Annotated in this window: 9 protein-coding genes; 1 reads left to right on the top strand and 8 read right to left on the bottom strand. The window is 36.3% G+C overall.

Annotated features, from left to right (window positions below):
- Positions 1–62: 62 nt before the first annotated feature.
- From GXM17_RS11940 to GXM17_RS11920, 5 genes are all read right to left on the bottom strand, one after another.
- Positions 63–3389 carry a glycoside hydrolase family 2 TIM barrel-domain containing protein gene (locus GXM17_RS11940; protein WP_163399563.1) on the bottom strand — a complete coding sequence of 1109 codons (3327 nt, stop codon included), beginning with the start codon at positions 3387–3389 and terminating at the stop codon, positions 63–65.
- A 151-nt stretch (positions 3390–3540) separates the two neighbouring features.
- A complete protein-coding gene (locus GXM17_RS11935; RefSeq protein ID WP_244307389.1) occupies positions 3541–4659 on the bottom strand; it encodes a glycoside hydrolase family protein in 1119 nt (372 codons plus the stop codon).
- 222 nt (positions 4660–4881) lie between these two features.
- Positions 4882–6558, bottom strand: a complete 1677-nt coding sequence (locus tag GXM17_RS11930; protein ID WP_163399561.1) for a glycoside hydrolase family protein — start codon at positions 6556–6558, stop codon at positions 4882–4884.
- A gap of 208 nt (positions 6559–6766) precedes the next feature.
- The gene (locus GXM17_RS11925) at positions 6767–8950 is read right to left on the bottom strand and encodes an alpha-L-rhamnosidase-related protein (RefSeq protein WP_163399560.1); all 2184 of its coding nucleotides are present in this window, start codon (positions 8948–8950) and stop codon (positions 6767–6769) included.
- Between the two features lie 946 nt (positions 8951–9896).
- On the bottom strand, positions 9897–10985 hold the full coding sequence (locus GXM17_RS11920) for a DUF1254 domain-containing protein (RefSeq protein ID WP_163399559.1): 1089 nt from the start codon (positions 10983–10985) through the stop codon (positions 9897–9899).
- Positions 10986–11941: 956 nt separating this feature from the next.
- Here GXM17_RS11920 and GXM17_RS11915 point away from each other — a divergent pair.
- Complete coding sequence (locus tag GXM17_RS11915) at positions 11942–13312, top strand: phosphatidylserine decarboxylase family protein (protein ID WP_163399558.1); 1371 nt, start codon at positions 11942–11944, stop codon at positions 13310–13312.
- A gap of 123 nt (positions 13313–13435) precedes the next feature.
- Here the strand turns inward: GXM17_RS11915 and GXM17_RS11910 are convergent, their stop codons facing one another.
- From GXM17_RS11910 to GXM17_RS11900, 3 genes are all read right to left on the bottom strand, one after another.
- Complete coding sequence (locus GXM17_RS11910; protein WP_163399557.1) at positions 13436–13978, bottom strand: transcriptional regulator; 543 nt, start codon at positions 13976–13978, stop codon at positions 13436–13438.
- A complete protein-coding gene (locus GXM17_RS11905) occupies positions 13975–14316 on the bottom strand; it encodes a type II toxin-antitoxin system HigB family toxin (protein ID WP_163399556.1) in 342 nt (113 codons plus the stop codon). The genes GXM17_RS11910 and GXM17_RS11905 overlap by 4 nt, the downstream gene beginning before the upstream one ends.
- A gap of 305 nt (positions 14317–14621) precedes the next feature.
- Positions 14622–15056 carry a MarR family winged helix-turn-helix transcriptional regulator gene (locus GXM17_RS11900; protein WP_163399555.1) on the bottom strand — a complete coding sequence of 145 codons (435 nt, stop codon included), beginning with the start codon at positions 15054–15056 and terminating at the stop codon, positions 14622–14624.
- Positions 15057–15268 lie beyond the last annotated feature (212 nt).

Genomic DNA, 15268 nt, shown 5'->3' with positions numbered 1-15268 from the left:
GCGGGAAAAAATTCTCTCTCGCAGATTTAGCAGATTCGGCAGATTTTTTTTTTATTCTATTACTATTTAAGTTTCTTCAAATTTTCTTCCAATCCATTTTTGCTTTCACTAAACGGAATCAAATAGAAACTATACTTATAATTTTTGGCTTTGATTTGGTATTGCTCTAAAGGCGCGGCTACCGGTGACCAGCTGTCATTTCCTCCCACTCCCATTTGCAACAAATCGATATTTAAAGTGATGTAACCCGGATCTTCTAATTCATAAGTGCGTTTGGCATTATTCATATTTTCCTGTGTAAATGGCCAGGCACTTGTCTGCAAAAATTGGTCTTTGTGCGCAATCAGTAATCCTTTATTTTGATTTGGAGTTGACAATGCCATCCAGCGTACTTCCATTCTGTTTCCGTTTTCTTGCGGTTTCAAATACGGCTCGATGAATTTATCGATTGGCAACGAATAACGCCCAACAGTGAACCCGAAACTTCTGTCCCAATAATTTTCTAATTCCCCTTTTCCGTACCACGAAATTTGGCTGAATTGTTTTTGAACGCCCATTTGCATACCCACTTTTGGAATATTTGGCAACGGTTTTTCTACTTTTAATTGATAATCTACCTGAATCGTTCCGTTAGACTGAATCCAATAATCCACACTAACCGAAGCACTGTCTTTCACCACTTCATAATCACTGCTGATTTTGATTTGGTTGCCATTAGTTTCCGTAGTAATTTTTTGCAACTTCGGTACAGCATTATACCATTGTTTCAACAACTTATTCGGTTTCCAGCCTTTTTTGTCATTATCCGTTAACGGACGAGTGAAATTAGGCAATAACGGAGCCAAAACATGTTGCTCTTTTTTGTACAAATACGAAGACAAAGCGCCGTTTTTCTTGTCGATGATGATTTCAAAATCGGTTCCCGAAACTTTATAATTAGCTTCCGATTCAGCCAATTTTGCAGTTCCTTTTGAATTCAATTCGATGTTATTTCTTTTTTGCAACAAAAACTGATCCTGCGAAACCGCCCATCCTTTTGAAGCCCAAAATTCGTCTTTGGCTAATTGGAATTCGATATTCAAGAAATACTCGTCTCCATTTTTAAACTTCGGAAGGTATTTTTTTACATTCAAAGAATAATCGCTTCCGGCAGGAATATCGATCGGTTTTAGAACTTCGGTTTTAATTACAATTCCATTTTCCAATACTTTGATTACCGGAATAAAATCACTTAAATTTTGAACTACCGAACGATTATGAATTTTGAGAACTGAATTATTTTCTAAAGTCGAAACAGCAGGCTGGTAAATCCATTTGTTTTCATACATCGCAGCTTTTGGTCGTCCATCGGCAGCTACCAATCCGTTAATATTGAAATTGCCGTCGTGTTTTTTCTCTCCAAAATCACCACCGTAACCAAAATATTCTCTACCGGTTTTGGCATCTTTTCGAAGCATTCCCTGATCTTTCAAATCCCAGATACAACCTCCAATTATGCGAGGCGTATTACGAAATTCATCCCATAATTCTTTGAGATTCCCGGTGGAATTCCCCATCGAATGCGCATATTCTACAAACAAAATAGGACGTGTATCTTTCTTTTGATCCACCAAAAATTTAGGAGTGAAAACACCCGGATAAAAACGGCTCACCATATCTACATAAGGTTCGTCTTGCGGGTTTTCATAACGATGCGAATGATCTACTGTTTTTGGATAAAGCGGATCCAGAGGATCAATATAGCCATCCAATCTTGGATTTCCCTGAGCCGGCTCATAATGCACCGGGCGCGTAATATCATAATCGTGTGTCCAACCCGCCATAGCCGCGTGATTTGGTCCTTTTCCGGCTTCGTTACCCAAACTCCACATCACTATACTCGGATGGTTTTTGTCGCGTTCTACCATTCGGGTCATACGTTCCAGATAAGCGTGCGTCCATTGCAGATCGTTACTTAAAAATCCGCCTAAACCGTGTGTCTCCAAATTGGCTTCATCCATCACCATCAATCCGTATTTATCGCATAATTCGTAGAAATAAGGATCATCCGGAAAATGAGCTGTACGCACAAAATTGAAGTTGTATTTCTTCATTATTTTCACATCTTCTTCCAGATCCTGATGATTCACCGCTTCGCCACGAACGGGATGATGCCCGTGATGATTGACTCCATACACATAAGTCTCTTTTCCGTTAATCAGCATTTTGCCGTTTTCTTTTGAAAATTCAATCGAACGGAAACCTACTTTAGTGGTTTTGACTTCGCTGATCGTTCCGTCAGGATTTTTTAACGTCATGATCAAAGTGTATAAATTTGGTTTTTCGGCACTCCATTTCAATGGATTTTTGATGGTTTCCTGAAAGAATCCAAAACGCACTTTATCCAGACGTGGCGAAACTTCGCTGATGATATCAATCGCTTTTCGGGATAAAGGTTTTTCGAATAAAGGCTTGTTGTGAGCATCGTACAACTGCACTTCAAAAGTGTGGTTTTTGATCGTATCGCCTGTCTGATTCTCTAAGCGCGGACGCAATTGAAAAACGGCATCTTCGTATTTTTTGTCTAATTTGGTTTGATAAAAGAAATCCTTAATGCATAATTTTGGCTCAGCCATAATATAAACTTCACGCTGGATTCCGCTCAATCGCCAATGATCCTGATCTTCTAAATACGATCCATCGCTGTAGCGGAACACACGCACCGAAAGTACATTTTCACCTTTCTTCAAATAAGGTGTGATATTGAACTCTGAGGAATTAAAACTGTCTTGTCCGTACCCAACAAAGTCGCCGTTAATCCAAACCTGAAAAGCCGAACTAACGCCTCCAAAATGAAGCGTTACCGTCATTCCGTTCCAATTTTCGGGAACGGTAAATTTTCTTTGATAGGATCCAATCGGATTGTCATCCTGCGGTACAAATGGTGGATTTACCGGTCGGAAAGAATATACGGCGCTTTTGTAAATCGCCATTCCGTAACCTTTCATTTCCCAGTTTGAAGGCACTTCGATTTTATCCCAGCCTTTTACTTCACTTTTATAAAAATCCTGTGGTGCTTCCTGCAGGTTTTTAGCAAATTTAAAATCCCAGTTGCCGTTCAAAAGTTTGATTCTGCTTTTACTTCTGTTTCCTTCTAAAGCATCGGCAACTGTTGCATACGAATAACCTGTTGCTCTGGCAGGTGCCCTGTTGATACTTGTTACCAAAGGATTTTCCCACGGAACGTCAGAATATTTTTGAACAATTCTTGGTACTCCGGCAGGTTCTCCTGTGACTAGTTGAGCGTTTACTCCATAAGTTGTAAATAGTAAAACACAAAATGTAAATACTATTTTAGGAGTCCAAAATCGAAACTTAGAAAAGTGATTTATTTGAATTGACTTGAACATTATATTATTTTTAGTGTTTTTTGTCATTCCGTAGGAATCCCAAGTTAGTTACTCACGTTGCGTGAGATTCCTCCGGAATGACAAACTGTGTCTTTATTCTTTTATGTGTACAAGAGCTAACAGATTTTAAAAACCTGTTAGCTCTATCCAATTACTTCTTCGCTTTTTTCTCCGGTGGAGCAACAAAATTTACTTTGCTTTTTCCTAAATCTTTAGAAGTCGCTACGGCAATTCCTCTTTGCTCGGCTTTGTTTACGGCACAATAAAAATGATATACAATTCCTTCATGCTTTACCACAAAAGATTTGTGCGCAAACATATTATCGTAAGGTTCTGATGATTCAATTAAATTGTCGCCTTTCCACTCTTTCCAGTTTACTAAATCATTCGAAACGGCAAAACGGTTGAAAGCACCTTGATTCCAGTCTCTCCAAAAAGCGCCAAAATAAAACATTACCCAAGTATCATTAATTCGCTGAATATAAGCATCTCCTGTGATTCCTCTGTGATGGTTCAACAATGCTTTTTTACCGTAACGTTTCCAGGTTTTCATATCATTAGAAACGGCCATCCCGATGCGTTCAGCACCTTTTGCGGGGTTCAGACTATCGCCTCGGGCGTTGTAATACATGATAAATTTGCTTCCTGTAATGCGTTCTTTGTCTTCGATAATCGAGTTTTTATACATCGTACTGTTGTCCCAAAAACTTACATCGGTATCTTTTGGAGTTAAAACCGGTTTTGGCAAACGTTCAAATTCGTGGGCTTTAGTTGGAGATTCTTTGGTATAAGCCATTCCGATGGACAAGACTCCGGCTTCGTAACCTGTCGTGTTTCCACCAAAATAACTCATCCAGTATTTGTCATCGTATTTTTTCCATTCATACGAACCGCCCCAAGTGTAATCCTGCAAAGCAATGTAACCCGCTTTTTGGTTCACATCCCATTCTTTTTCATCTTTAGAAAAAGACATTAATTTCCCTAAATGTTTCCAGTCTAGCAAATTATCGCTTTCTGCTAACCAGGTTTCATAACCTCTCCCATCATAAATTAAATAGGTCATGTACCATTTACCGTCTTTTCTAAATACAGAGGGACAGTCCATTTTATAAGAATTGTCTGTTGGCACCATCACCAAACCGTATTTATAAGGCGTTTTGATTTCTTCGTAAATCTCCTGCATTTCGCTGTCGGTAATTTCTCTTTTCTTGTATTTGGTTGCACAGCTGGTTATGGCAAGTGATAAAATGGTTAGGATTAGATACTTCATTTTCATTTTGCTTTGTGTATATTTTTGGTACGCAGATGACGCGGATTATTACGGATTTTCTTTTTTTCTCTCGCAGATTTTGCTGATTTAGCTGATTTTTTTATCTGCTTGATCTGCAAAATCTGCGGGAACCTTTAATTTATTTCTTTAACTAAAATAAAATCTGTGCAAATCAGCGTCTTTACGAAGTAAATCCGTTTAATCTGCGTTCTATTTGCTCAATTACTTCTTCAATTCTTTTAACTTCGATTCCATCACATCTTTGTTCAATTTTACTTTTACCATTCCAGTTGGGTGAAATCTTCTCTTCAAATCGATTGCATTATAGACAATGGTGTAAACATCATTTCCTTCCGGGATTAGACATAATGGAGTCCTCATAATATCCCACCATTTATCAACTTTTGTTTCGATTGGCAAATAATGAGCTTCCGCCCAATTTACACCGTCTGCTGATAATGAATACGCCATCATATTTGGTAAATGATGTCCCCAGCCATCCGGGCCTCCATCGAAAATTGCGATGTACAATCCGTTTGGTAATTGGCTCACGATTGGATTTTCAACAAAAAGCGGATGCATGGTTTTAATGGGTTCCAAACCTTTATTCATTCGAAACCAGGGTCCTTCTAAACTTTTAGATTCTGCTAAAGCTACAAACCATCCTTTTCCTGATTTTTTTGGATAATCTGCCCAGGAATTAAACGGATACGCACCGCTGTAAAATCCGAAGAATTTATCGCCCACCTGATACGGAAAAAACGAAGCTACACCCTGACGCCCTTCCCACGGCTGAGAATCCAATCCCGGTTCCATAATGATGCCCATATCTTTGTAAGGTCCTCCAATTCCGTCGATTCCTTCTACCGTTGACTCACAACGCCAAATTCTTCCAAAAGAATGATTGGGTTCTATTTCTTTGCTAACCGTGTAAGCCAAATAATAGCCATACCATTTGTTCGCTTTTTCATTAAAAACCGGCATATATGACCAGATAGCAGCACGACGATCGTTCATTGGGTTGTCATCTTCTGTTACGGCGTAAACACCACTGGCCTGATAAATAGTGGATTCACGTTTCCAATGAATCGCATCTTTACTGATCCAATGTCCGATTCTGGTTTTTACACGATCATAATAGTAATCAACACCTTTTTCTCCTGCTCTTTCTGTTGGAAACATATGATAGTTATCGCCAACTTTTACAACACGTCCGCCTTCAAAACCTCCCTGAATTCCTTCAGTTCCGGACATTCCTTCATCGATAACGGGTTTGTTTTCTCCTCCGATAATTTCGAAAAGCGGTTTTTCATCGGAGAATCCTTCTACGATAAATGTTGGATTCCAAAGTTTTCCATCTGGTAATTTGGCATCTCTTGATTTAAGATTTTCAGAAGCTTTTGCAACTCCTAAAATCGCAAACAAACCTTTTCCTTGTGGATTTATAGTTTGACTTCCTTTTGAAAAAGAAAGTGCATAAACGTTTACTGGAGGTAATCCTGTAATCGTAACTCCCTTTTCTAAAACCAATTTAGCATCTTTGAAATTTTCAAGCTGACGATAATCTGCATTTTTATCCTGAAAAACCCCAATCAAAACAGTTACAGGTTCTTTAAACTTTAATTGTAATGGAGCATTGGTTCCGTTTTTATATTTATCTAAAGGAAGTTCGACACCTGTCAATGCTTGTAATTCCGGAGCTAAACGAACAATATTATGTTTGCTCCCTGAAAAAACGTGTGCGTACTGACTGGTTTTGAAAGTCTTGTAATTTGATTTTATGATTTCAAATGAAGAGGGTTTCCATGCGTTCTGTGCTGTGACTTGAATGCATATAGCAAACAGCATTAGGAAAGCAGTTTTTAATTTGAAATTGTATTTTTTACTTTTTGAAAACATTGGTTTTTTATTTTTTTTGAGCAACTGAATTTCTACAATCTTGTCATTCCGACGTAAGGAGGAATCTTCGTAAGAAACTCGACAAAGTATTTAAAAACAATCTTTGCGGAACATTGTCGCGGAGATTCCTCCTCCGTCGGAATGACAAACAAAACGTTTACAAACTAAGGACTAATTACTAATCACTAGGTGCTAATCACTAAGAACTTTAAATCGCCTTATAACTCACTTTATATTCTACATTCGGTTTTACAATCAGCTGATATTTATTTTTTGCTAATTGACTAATTGTTCCAGAACTGGCTTTTGGTTTGCCTGCACTTTCGAAAATTAATTTTCCTTCTCCTTCTGAAGCTTTTACTTTAATTTCTTTGGTACTGCAATACACAGAAACTTCTCCGTTTGGGGTTGGCACTTTTCCTTCCATCCATTGCTGTCCTCCTAAATTCGGTTTGATTTCGTATTCAGCATAACCCGGAGCAGTTGGTTTTACACCCAAATAATATTTTCCCAGCAAATAAATTGGGCTGGAACCCCAGGCATGACAAAGGCTTTTTCCATAAGGACGCCCATACATCTCTAAATTTTCCTTTCCTTTTTTATTTGGGTTATATTCTTCCCAGAAAGAAGTAGCGCCTTCTTTTAACATTCCGCCCCAATAGTCTTTCATTTCTTTCAGCACATAATCTTGTTCGCCTATAGCACACAAGGCCTCCAGTTCGTAAAAACGCATGTAGGGTGTAGTGATTTGTAAAACGTCTTTATTAAGCAGCACCTTATTTTTTATACTTTGTTTTTGTTCTTCGTCAAAATAATTGAAGAAAATACCAAACATATTAGCGTATCTGGTTACAATATCCTGTATTTTACCATCGATACGCTGGTGTTTCATTACGTTTTCTTTTTTATCCCAAAACACATCGAATAATTTAGTCTTTAAATCAGACGCTAATTTTTTATATTCTTTTTGGTCTTCATTTTTACCTGCAATTTCAGCACTGACTGCCATAGCTTCTAAACTTCTTGCCAAAAGCATCTGCTCAAAACTAACCTCACCGGTTTTTGGCAATCCGTTTGCCCAGTCAATAAAAACCCAATCACCTTCTAATGGTTCCAGGAATCCGTTTTTGTTTCTTCTTTCCAAACAGAAATCCATAAGTGATTTCATTCGGGGATAAAAAGTTTTGATGAATTTCGTATCGCCTGTGTGTAAATAGTAATCGTAAACACCTACAAACCAATAAAGCGAATAATCCATTATAATGTTTACGTGAGCCGTTACGGGATCTTTTCCGCGAAGGGCTAAAAGCGTTCTTTCAACAGAAGCCGAATCAAAGAATAAATAATAATTCATTAAATAACTTTGATAAGCGTCGCCTGACCAAACCCAGCGGTCGCGTTTTATTCCGTCGATAAAAAATTCACGAGTCGTTAAGTGCATCGTGTAAGCCGACACATCCCAAATTTGATTCAATTGTTTGTCCGAAGATTTGAATGCACCACGATAATCTAATGGCAGATATTCATAAAGCATCGAAATCGAATCATATTTTATCCCTGCATCTGCCTGCACCTGAACATAACGGAAGGCTTTCGATCCATCGTGCGTATAAGTTTCTGATTGTTTTCCGTCAAAAGATAAATGATCTAAAGTTTCGCATCTGGCGGAATCTAAAGCTTCTTCACGAGATTCACCATAATACAATGCTAGTTTTCCTTTTCCTTTTAAACCGTGAATTTTGATATATCCAAAAGTTTCTTTTCCAAAATCAACCAACTCACCAGTTGCTGTTTTCTCAGTTTTTTTGGAACTCAAAGGTTTGGTTGTTAGTTTGAATTCGGAAGGTTTACGCTCTGGCGAATCAAAATTCCACGAACCAACAGGTACCCACGGCGTACCGGATTGCTGTGCTTTTCCATTTTCATCAATCCAGAGTTTATCTTCATTGGTCACTTTCCAGGATGCATCAGATTTCACATACTTACCATCAATATAAATAGCCGGCAACACTTCCTGATTATACACTTTAAAAGAAATTTTGTGTTTCCCGGCAGGGATCGTTATTGATTTTGGCTGTCCGTAAATCTGAACACCATCTAAAAGTAATTGAAAAGGCCCTTCTGAGAAGATTTTTACCTCGTCTGGCTTTGGAATATCGACTTCTGTTTGAAAAGTTACCAGAGCATACGGACTGTAATATTGCCAAAGCGGGGGAAAAACTGCTTCGCGTTCAGTTCGTCTTACCTGCATTTTATTGCTTAACCAAATTTCGAAATCGCCCGGATACCAAATCCATGTGGCAGGTTTAGTTTCCTGAGCAAACAAAGTAACGGAAGAAAATAAAACTACAAAAACAAATAATTTTTTGAAACTTGGAAATCGATTTCTCATGAAAAGGTATTTTGGGGCTAAAGATAAGTGTTATTTTTACATTTCACAACCTGTACTATGCTGTTCCAACCTTTTTTACTAAGTTTATATAAGTAAATACCGTTTGATTTTTGGTGGAAACAAAAAAACTGATTTCAAAACCTCTTTCAAAGATCAGAAGAAAAACTAAACCAATATGAACATTTGAAGTTCGTAGGTTTGGGTTGTCAGGCTGAAAATCTGCATGGTTTAAAACCGCAGACTACGCAAATTATCATAAAAAAAAAGTTGGATTCCAAAGTTACACATTACTCCCTAAAATCTGTGGAACCAGCTCCTCAACTTATTTTCGTTTTTTCGCAATAAAAAAAAATAACATGAATATTTCCTAAACCGCCTGGACAAATAGGATTGCCTGATTGAAGTATTATTGGTGAGCTGGAACTTACCCACATTGTTCGTTATGGGCACCCATTGAAAAGGAGCAATGATATAAGTAATTCATTTGGATTCTTCGCAATCCGGAAAGGCGTAACGGGCTAAATGGATAAAGGATGCGCTTTTCTGTCGGCAACAGGTAATAATACCTCCTGCACAAAAACACTTCGCAACCCGATACAGGGTCTTATCGCTCTTTTTTTGGACATTTTAACTGTAAGCCTGCTGTTTTGATTGGGCAACACATTCAATACACCAAGTATACAAAATGACTTTTATAACTAATAAAAAGTATTTCATATGATTAAACTTAAAATGCTGTCAGTTGCTATTTGACAGCATTTTTTTATTAGCAATTCATAGAACTTTTTAGATTTTTAAATCCCCTAAAATTTACAAATATAATCACTATAAATCTATAGTAAGATTGGCTAAACGATCTTAAAATTTGGCATAGTGACATAAGAAGCTGAAAGATGCTAAACTACTAATTTATTCATATTTTTTTATTTTTATAAGTTTAAAATCTTTACTTCACAACTTCAATTTGGACATTGTTTTTCTCTAGATTTTCCAGATATGCAATTCCTTTTTCTGGAGTTTCCGGAACATACAGACGGATAACCATTGACCAATTGTCAACTGTGTCCATATTGTTTTTTTCTTTTGGACAATTGAAATAAAAGGTAATTGAACCATCTGCATTTTTAACTGCATTGTGATCTCTCAAAGCATATTTCTTAGTCGCAATCCATCCTCTCGCATCGTAAACGGTTACCGACAAAAATCCGCCTTTATCATATTGCAATGGTGCTTTTGGAAGGGTTATTTTAGAACACACACTACTTTTTTTAGCCTCTCCTTGCGGAACAATTCTAGGCCAATACAAAGCATGCTCTTTTGGTAAACCTGCCCAACCTCCTGCCGCAGCGATCACAAAATCTTCGGGAGCTACAACTTTTGGTGTTCCAAATGCCCTCCAAGAACGCACTTTTGGTCCTTGCATCAATAAGGAATCTCTCACCCGGTCTAAAGATGTTTTGTCAAATCCTTTTGATTGATAAGGTTTGTTTGATTTTGCTTTTATAATATAAGCATCTTGATGTTTGTGCGCATCGGCATATCCTGCATTGTTTTCTGGTCTCACTTCGGTACGGGTATTTAACCACACATAATTGCCTCTGGTTAACATATCAGGTGTAACATGAATGCTGTCTCCCGGATATAAAACTGCAAAAGTATATTGATTTTCATCAAAAACTTGCACAACCGAATATTTGTCCCATTTTGGATTGATAATCGTAGCACCTTCTGAACAATCTACCACTGCATGACTGTATAAACAATCCTGGTTTTCTCGAATAACAACTTGCGTTTCTATATTAGAATATTCGCGGTGATGATTGTAGGTATTTACAGGAACTTCTTTCATTAAATTGGTAAAATAATGATCGGTTTCTGCTACTACAAAGTTTTTAACGGTTACTATAGTACCTGTAGAAGTGGTATCCGCTAGAGTTTCCGCACCTTCATTAGAGTCTTTTTTGTTACTCTTACCACAACTTGCCAAAACTGCAACTGCCAAAACAATTGCGCTCAAAGAAATTGGTTTTTTCATTTTATATCATTTTTTGGGTTACAAGGAAATATTTTAATGGTTATTTTTTTCTCAAAAAAACTTAACATAATCTGTCTTTTTTAAAACAAAAAATAGCTATTCAATATATTTTTTTTTTATTATCAAACTTTTCTATTTCATTATGTACTAAAAAAGACATTAGATCCTTTCACAAGGGAATTGTTTTTATCACAGTAGAAATTTAAGGATAAACTCATCGGTAATATTTTTATTATTCCGATATGATGTTCTTAATTTGAGGCGTTTTATTTCCATAATCATCTAATTTACAGATACAAAAATTAAATATAGCAAAAAAAAAGCTACAAAAAACCTCATACATTATTTTTCTATTAACTCCTAATTAAAAACACAACACAAAACCATGATTTCCAACCAGACAAAAGTTAACTTATTTCTAATGTTGTCTTGCCCATTATATCTGAAATATTTATATATGAATTTTTATCCACTAAAGAAATTATCATCATAAAATGAATAGAGATAATTTTTTAAAATTTAAGGAAAATTAAATTTCGGTATTAAAAGAGTACCCCAGTTCTGCCTCCCTCAAAATTTATTGGGAGATGGTCACGTAAGAGGAATTTCTGCCTTTAGATTAAATACCTTATACCAATAAATTTGGGATGTCAATCAATATTTCAGGTTTAAATAAGAAATTCTGCGTCAATAGATAATGTTTCCATTTTAATGAAAACAACAGTCGTCATGTCATTTTTGCTATTATCAGAATGACATAAAAACAGGCTGATTGATTCAGAAACAATAAAAACGGTTTACCCGATGTTTTTGTCTATTAATTTTGCTACTGCTTTTTGAATTAGAAATTGAAACTAAAAGTTCTTTCATAACAAAAAAAACCGCTTCTGTACCCAAATACATTTTTTGAATTATTTTCTAAAATATCTTAGTTATTAATTTAACCCAAAAAAATTATGGAAGCAACTACATTCAACAAAGCAAAACAATTATTGGGAAGCTGGTTACCGCAAGACCCACAAATTATAGAAAACTGGTCACTAAAACTCAAAGAGTTTGTCAAAAAAAATCCAACACCGCTCATTCCTGAAATTGCCGAATTTCAAAATATGGTCTATTCAGATCCTGTTTTGTATGCCAATGTGCAGGGTATGTTTGCCGAAGCGCATTTTTTAAAACAAAACACACCTTTGCAATGGGAACCGGAACCTGTCAATTTTGAGGATTTCCTTGTTTTACTCAACGCAATCATGCAAACCGCTCCCGAAGCTTACCAAACCGGTGCTCCCGGAAATCAAACGCCTGCAGGTATGATTGGTTTTCCAATTAATGCCCTTTTGGCTTGGCCCATGGCAACCAATTTTGGATATGATGTTTTTTCAAACGCACTGGTCAATCAGCAGCTGAAAAAAATATTGAATTACTGGTCTAAATTTTTGGTTACAGAAGATTCCCGTTATGTTTTGATCGAAAATGGCCCTTCTGAAAACGTAATTGCATGGCTGAGCGAACTGGCACAATCTGAAATGATGGAGGTTGCCAAAGGGGCTTTAGGTTTAGAACCGAATCCGATTCCTGTCAACGCTACATTTTCTGATGTTTTTCAGTCGGATCCTTCAGATGTGTATTATGGATTCAAAAGCTGGGATGATTTTTTCACGAGATTATTTTGGCCGGATGTGCGTCCTGTTACTGCACCCGATGATGATTCGATTATTGTAAACGCCTGTGAGTCGGCACCTTTGCAAGTGGCTACGAATGTGGCCTTGTCGGATCAGTTTTGGTTAAAAGGACAGCCTTATTCGTTAGAAAACATGATGAATTTTGATGCCTTAGCCCCTCAATTTGAGGGTGGAACAGTTTATCAGGCCTTTTTGAGTGCCCTGAGTTACCACCGCTGGCACAGTCCCGTAAACGGCAGAATCATAAAAACGGCTATTGTAAACGGTTCTTATTATTTAGAAAATTTATACCAGGGTTTCTACAATCCTGAGGGAGCCGATTCAAGTGCGCCCAACAATTCGCAGCCCTTTTTAACTGCAGTTGCGACCAGAGCCCTTATATTTATTGAAGCAGATAATCCGGCTATTGGTCTGATGTGTGTAATGCCTGTAGGTATGGCAGAGGTTTCCAGCTGCGAAATAAAAGTACAAGCCGGCGACGTTGTAAAAAAAGGCGACGAGCTGGGTATGTTTCATTTTGGAGGTTCCACACACTGCCTGATTTTTAGACCGGGCGTTAATTTGGATTTCACCACTTATGAAAAACCAGGATTAGATGCTCCTAATAATATTCGTGTGAATACTCAGATTGCGAAAGTGGTTTAGAAATTATATAAAAAAAATAACCTGAATTACTAACTCTAAAAGTCGCAAGTCTTATGATTTGCGGCTTTTTGGTTTTTTATAATATATTTCATATCGTTGAAGTTTTATAATAAAACCAAATCATCACTTTGCCAGTTTTACTTTAGGTTTCCCCAATTTCATCACCGCTTCCTTCACCTTAATCTGATCTTGTTTTGAAAGGAATACCGGAATCAATACGGCTATTTCTATTTTTAATAATCTATTTATAATAATTAAATCTCGTAAAGTAAAAGGTTTAATACCATTCATTAGCTCAGACATGTGCGTCTTGCTTTTATGACCTAAAATGGAACCCAGATTTTCCTGAGTTAAGTCGAGTTCTTTGAGTTTTTTTCTGATGGCATGTTTTCTGTTTTCCAGAAATACTCTTTCTAATTCCGCAATCTGTTCTGCTTTGTCACTTTCTAAAAGTTTGGCATCATCAATTTGATTAACATCGCTCCATTCTGCATTTTCATATTTTTCAATTATGTTACGCAGTTTAGTTCTTAGTTTTTTAAAGTTGAAATCTTCCTTTGCCAGAAGTCTCAATTTCCTGTCGGCAATGAGTGCTCTTTCATAATCCAATTCATTTGTGATTACACCCTTTTCTATTAGTTGCTCTATGTCAAAATGTGTTTTCATTCTATATAGCCGTTTTTTCTCAACCATTTTTCAATAGTCGATTTGGTATTTCTAAATGTTGATTCATATTCCTGATGCGTGCCTGCCCAAACAATTGTAGCTTCACCGTCCTCATCAAACTCAATTAATATCAGTGTTCTGTGAATGTGAATATTAAAAAAATAAAATCCGTCACTATGAACACAGTCTGCATCATTTCGTATGTCTTTAATATTTTCTTCTTCAGGATTAAACTTTTCTAAATCTGCGATTAATTTATCAATTTCAATACATAGCTTTTTATTGCCTATATTTTTCTTTTTAATCTTTAAAATTATCTTCTTCCCAATGATTCTCATAGTAAATGATTTTGCAAATATAATTAAAAGTTCTGATATAAACCGAACTAAATATTTTCTCCTTATACCGCAAACATACTCTTTATTTTAAAAATATAAGAATATACTTATTTTTAAAACAAAATCTCTTTTCTAAAATTTAAGGTATAAAAAAACGTTTCTACTCTGGTCGGCAAAGCTCAATATCATTAAGTTCGCACAAACAGGGTGATTATTAAAACTTTAATCAAAAATAATTTTCAATATGATAAAAAAAGCCGATTCAGATTTGAATCAGCTTTTCCTTGATTATGCTTTAATCGAATTTAAGATAAAATTTTACTTAATATTTTTTGAATTGAATCTTTAAGTTCAACCATATCCGCAGAAGTTAAATTTAATTTATCCTGAATTTTTCGTGGAATTTCACAGGCTTTGGTTTTCAATTTTTTTCCGGCTTCATCCAAAAAAATTTCAACAACACGCTCATCTTCTTTTTTTCGTTGCCTGATAATAAATCCTTTACTTTCTAATCGTTTCAATAAAGGCGTTAAGGTTCCGCTGTCGAGATATAGTTTTTCACCTATTTTATTTACGGTCAAACCATCCTGTTCCCAAAGTACCATCATCACCAAATATTGCGAATAGGTAACATCCAACTCATCCAAAAATGGTCGGTACAAACCCGTAATTTCTTTAGCAACCACATAAAGTGGAAAACAAAGTTGTTGGTTTAATTGTAAAACATCTGGTTTTTCCATCAATTCAAGAATATCTTTTTTTTGTAAATTAACCCGTTGGGTGAAATTGCTTTAAAATGAATTAAAAGTATAAAATAATAAATAAAACATCATTTATAACGTAAAGAATTGATGTCATCCTGAGCGGAGTCGAAGGCTTGAGAGCTCAAAAGCGCTTCGACTAAGTTTATCCTGAGCGAAGCCGAATGGACTCAGCCTGACACTTATTTTAA

Source organism: Flavobacterium fluviatile (genome assembly GCF_010645065.1).
GTDB lineage: Bacteria > Bacteroidota > Bacteroidia > Flavobacteriales > Flavobacteriaceae > Flavobacterium > Flavobacterium fluviatile.
This window is presented reverse-complemented; position numbering and strand designations above follow the sequence as displayed.

Coding starts and splice junctions, on each gene's coding strand:
- GXM17_RS11940 (WP_163399563.1), bottom strand. CDS start 3,389: ATGTTCAAGTCAATTCAAATAAATCACTTTTCTAAGTTTCGATTTTGG.
- GXM17_RS11935 (WP_244307389.1), bottom strand. CDS start 4,659: ATGAAGTATCTAATCCTAACCATTTTATCACTTGCCATAACCAGCTGT.
- GXM17_RS11930 (WP_163399561.1), bottom strand. CDS start 6,558: ATGTTTTCAAAAAGTAAAAAATACAATTTCAAATTAAAAACTGCTTTC.
- GXM17_RS11925 (WP_163399560.1), bottom strand. CDS start 8,950: ATGAGAAATCGATTTCCAAGTTTCAAAAAATTATTTGTTTTTGTAGTT.
- GXM17_RS11920 (WP_163399559.1), bottom strand. CDS start 10,985: ATGAAAAAACCAATTTCTTTGAGCGCAATTGTTTTGGCAGTTGCAGTT.
- GXM17_RS11915 (WP_163399558.1), top strand. CDS start 11,942: ATGGAAGCAACTACATTCAACAAAGCAAAACAATTATTGGGAAGCTGG.
- GXM17_RS11910 (WP_163399557.1), bottom strand. CDS start 13,978: ATGAAAACACATTTTGACATAGAGCAACTAATAGAAAAGGGTGTAATC.
- GXM17_RS11905 (WP_163399556.1), bottom strand. CDS start 14,316: ATGAGAATCATTGGGAAGAAGATAATTTTAAAGATTAAAAAGAAAAAT.
- GXM17_RS11900 (WP_163399555.1), bottom strand. CDS start 15,056: ATGGAAAAACCAGATGTTTTACAATTAAACCAACAACTTTGTTTTCCA.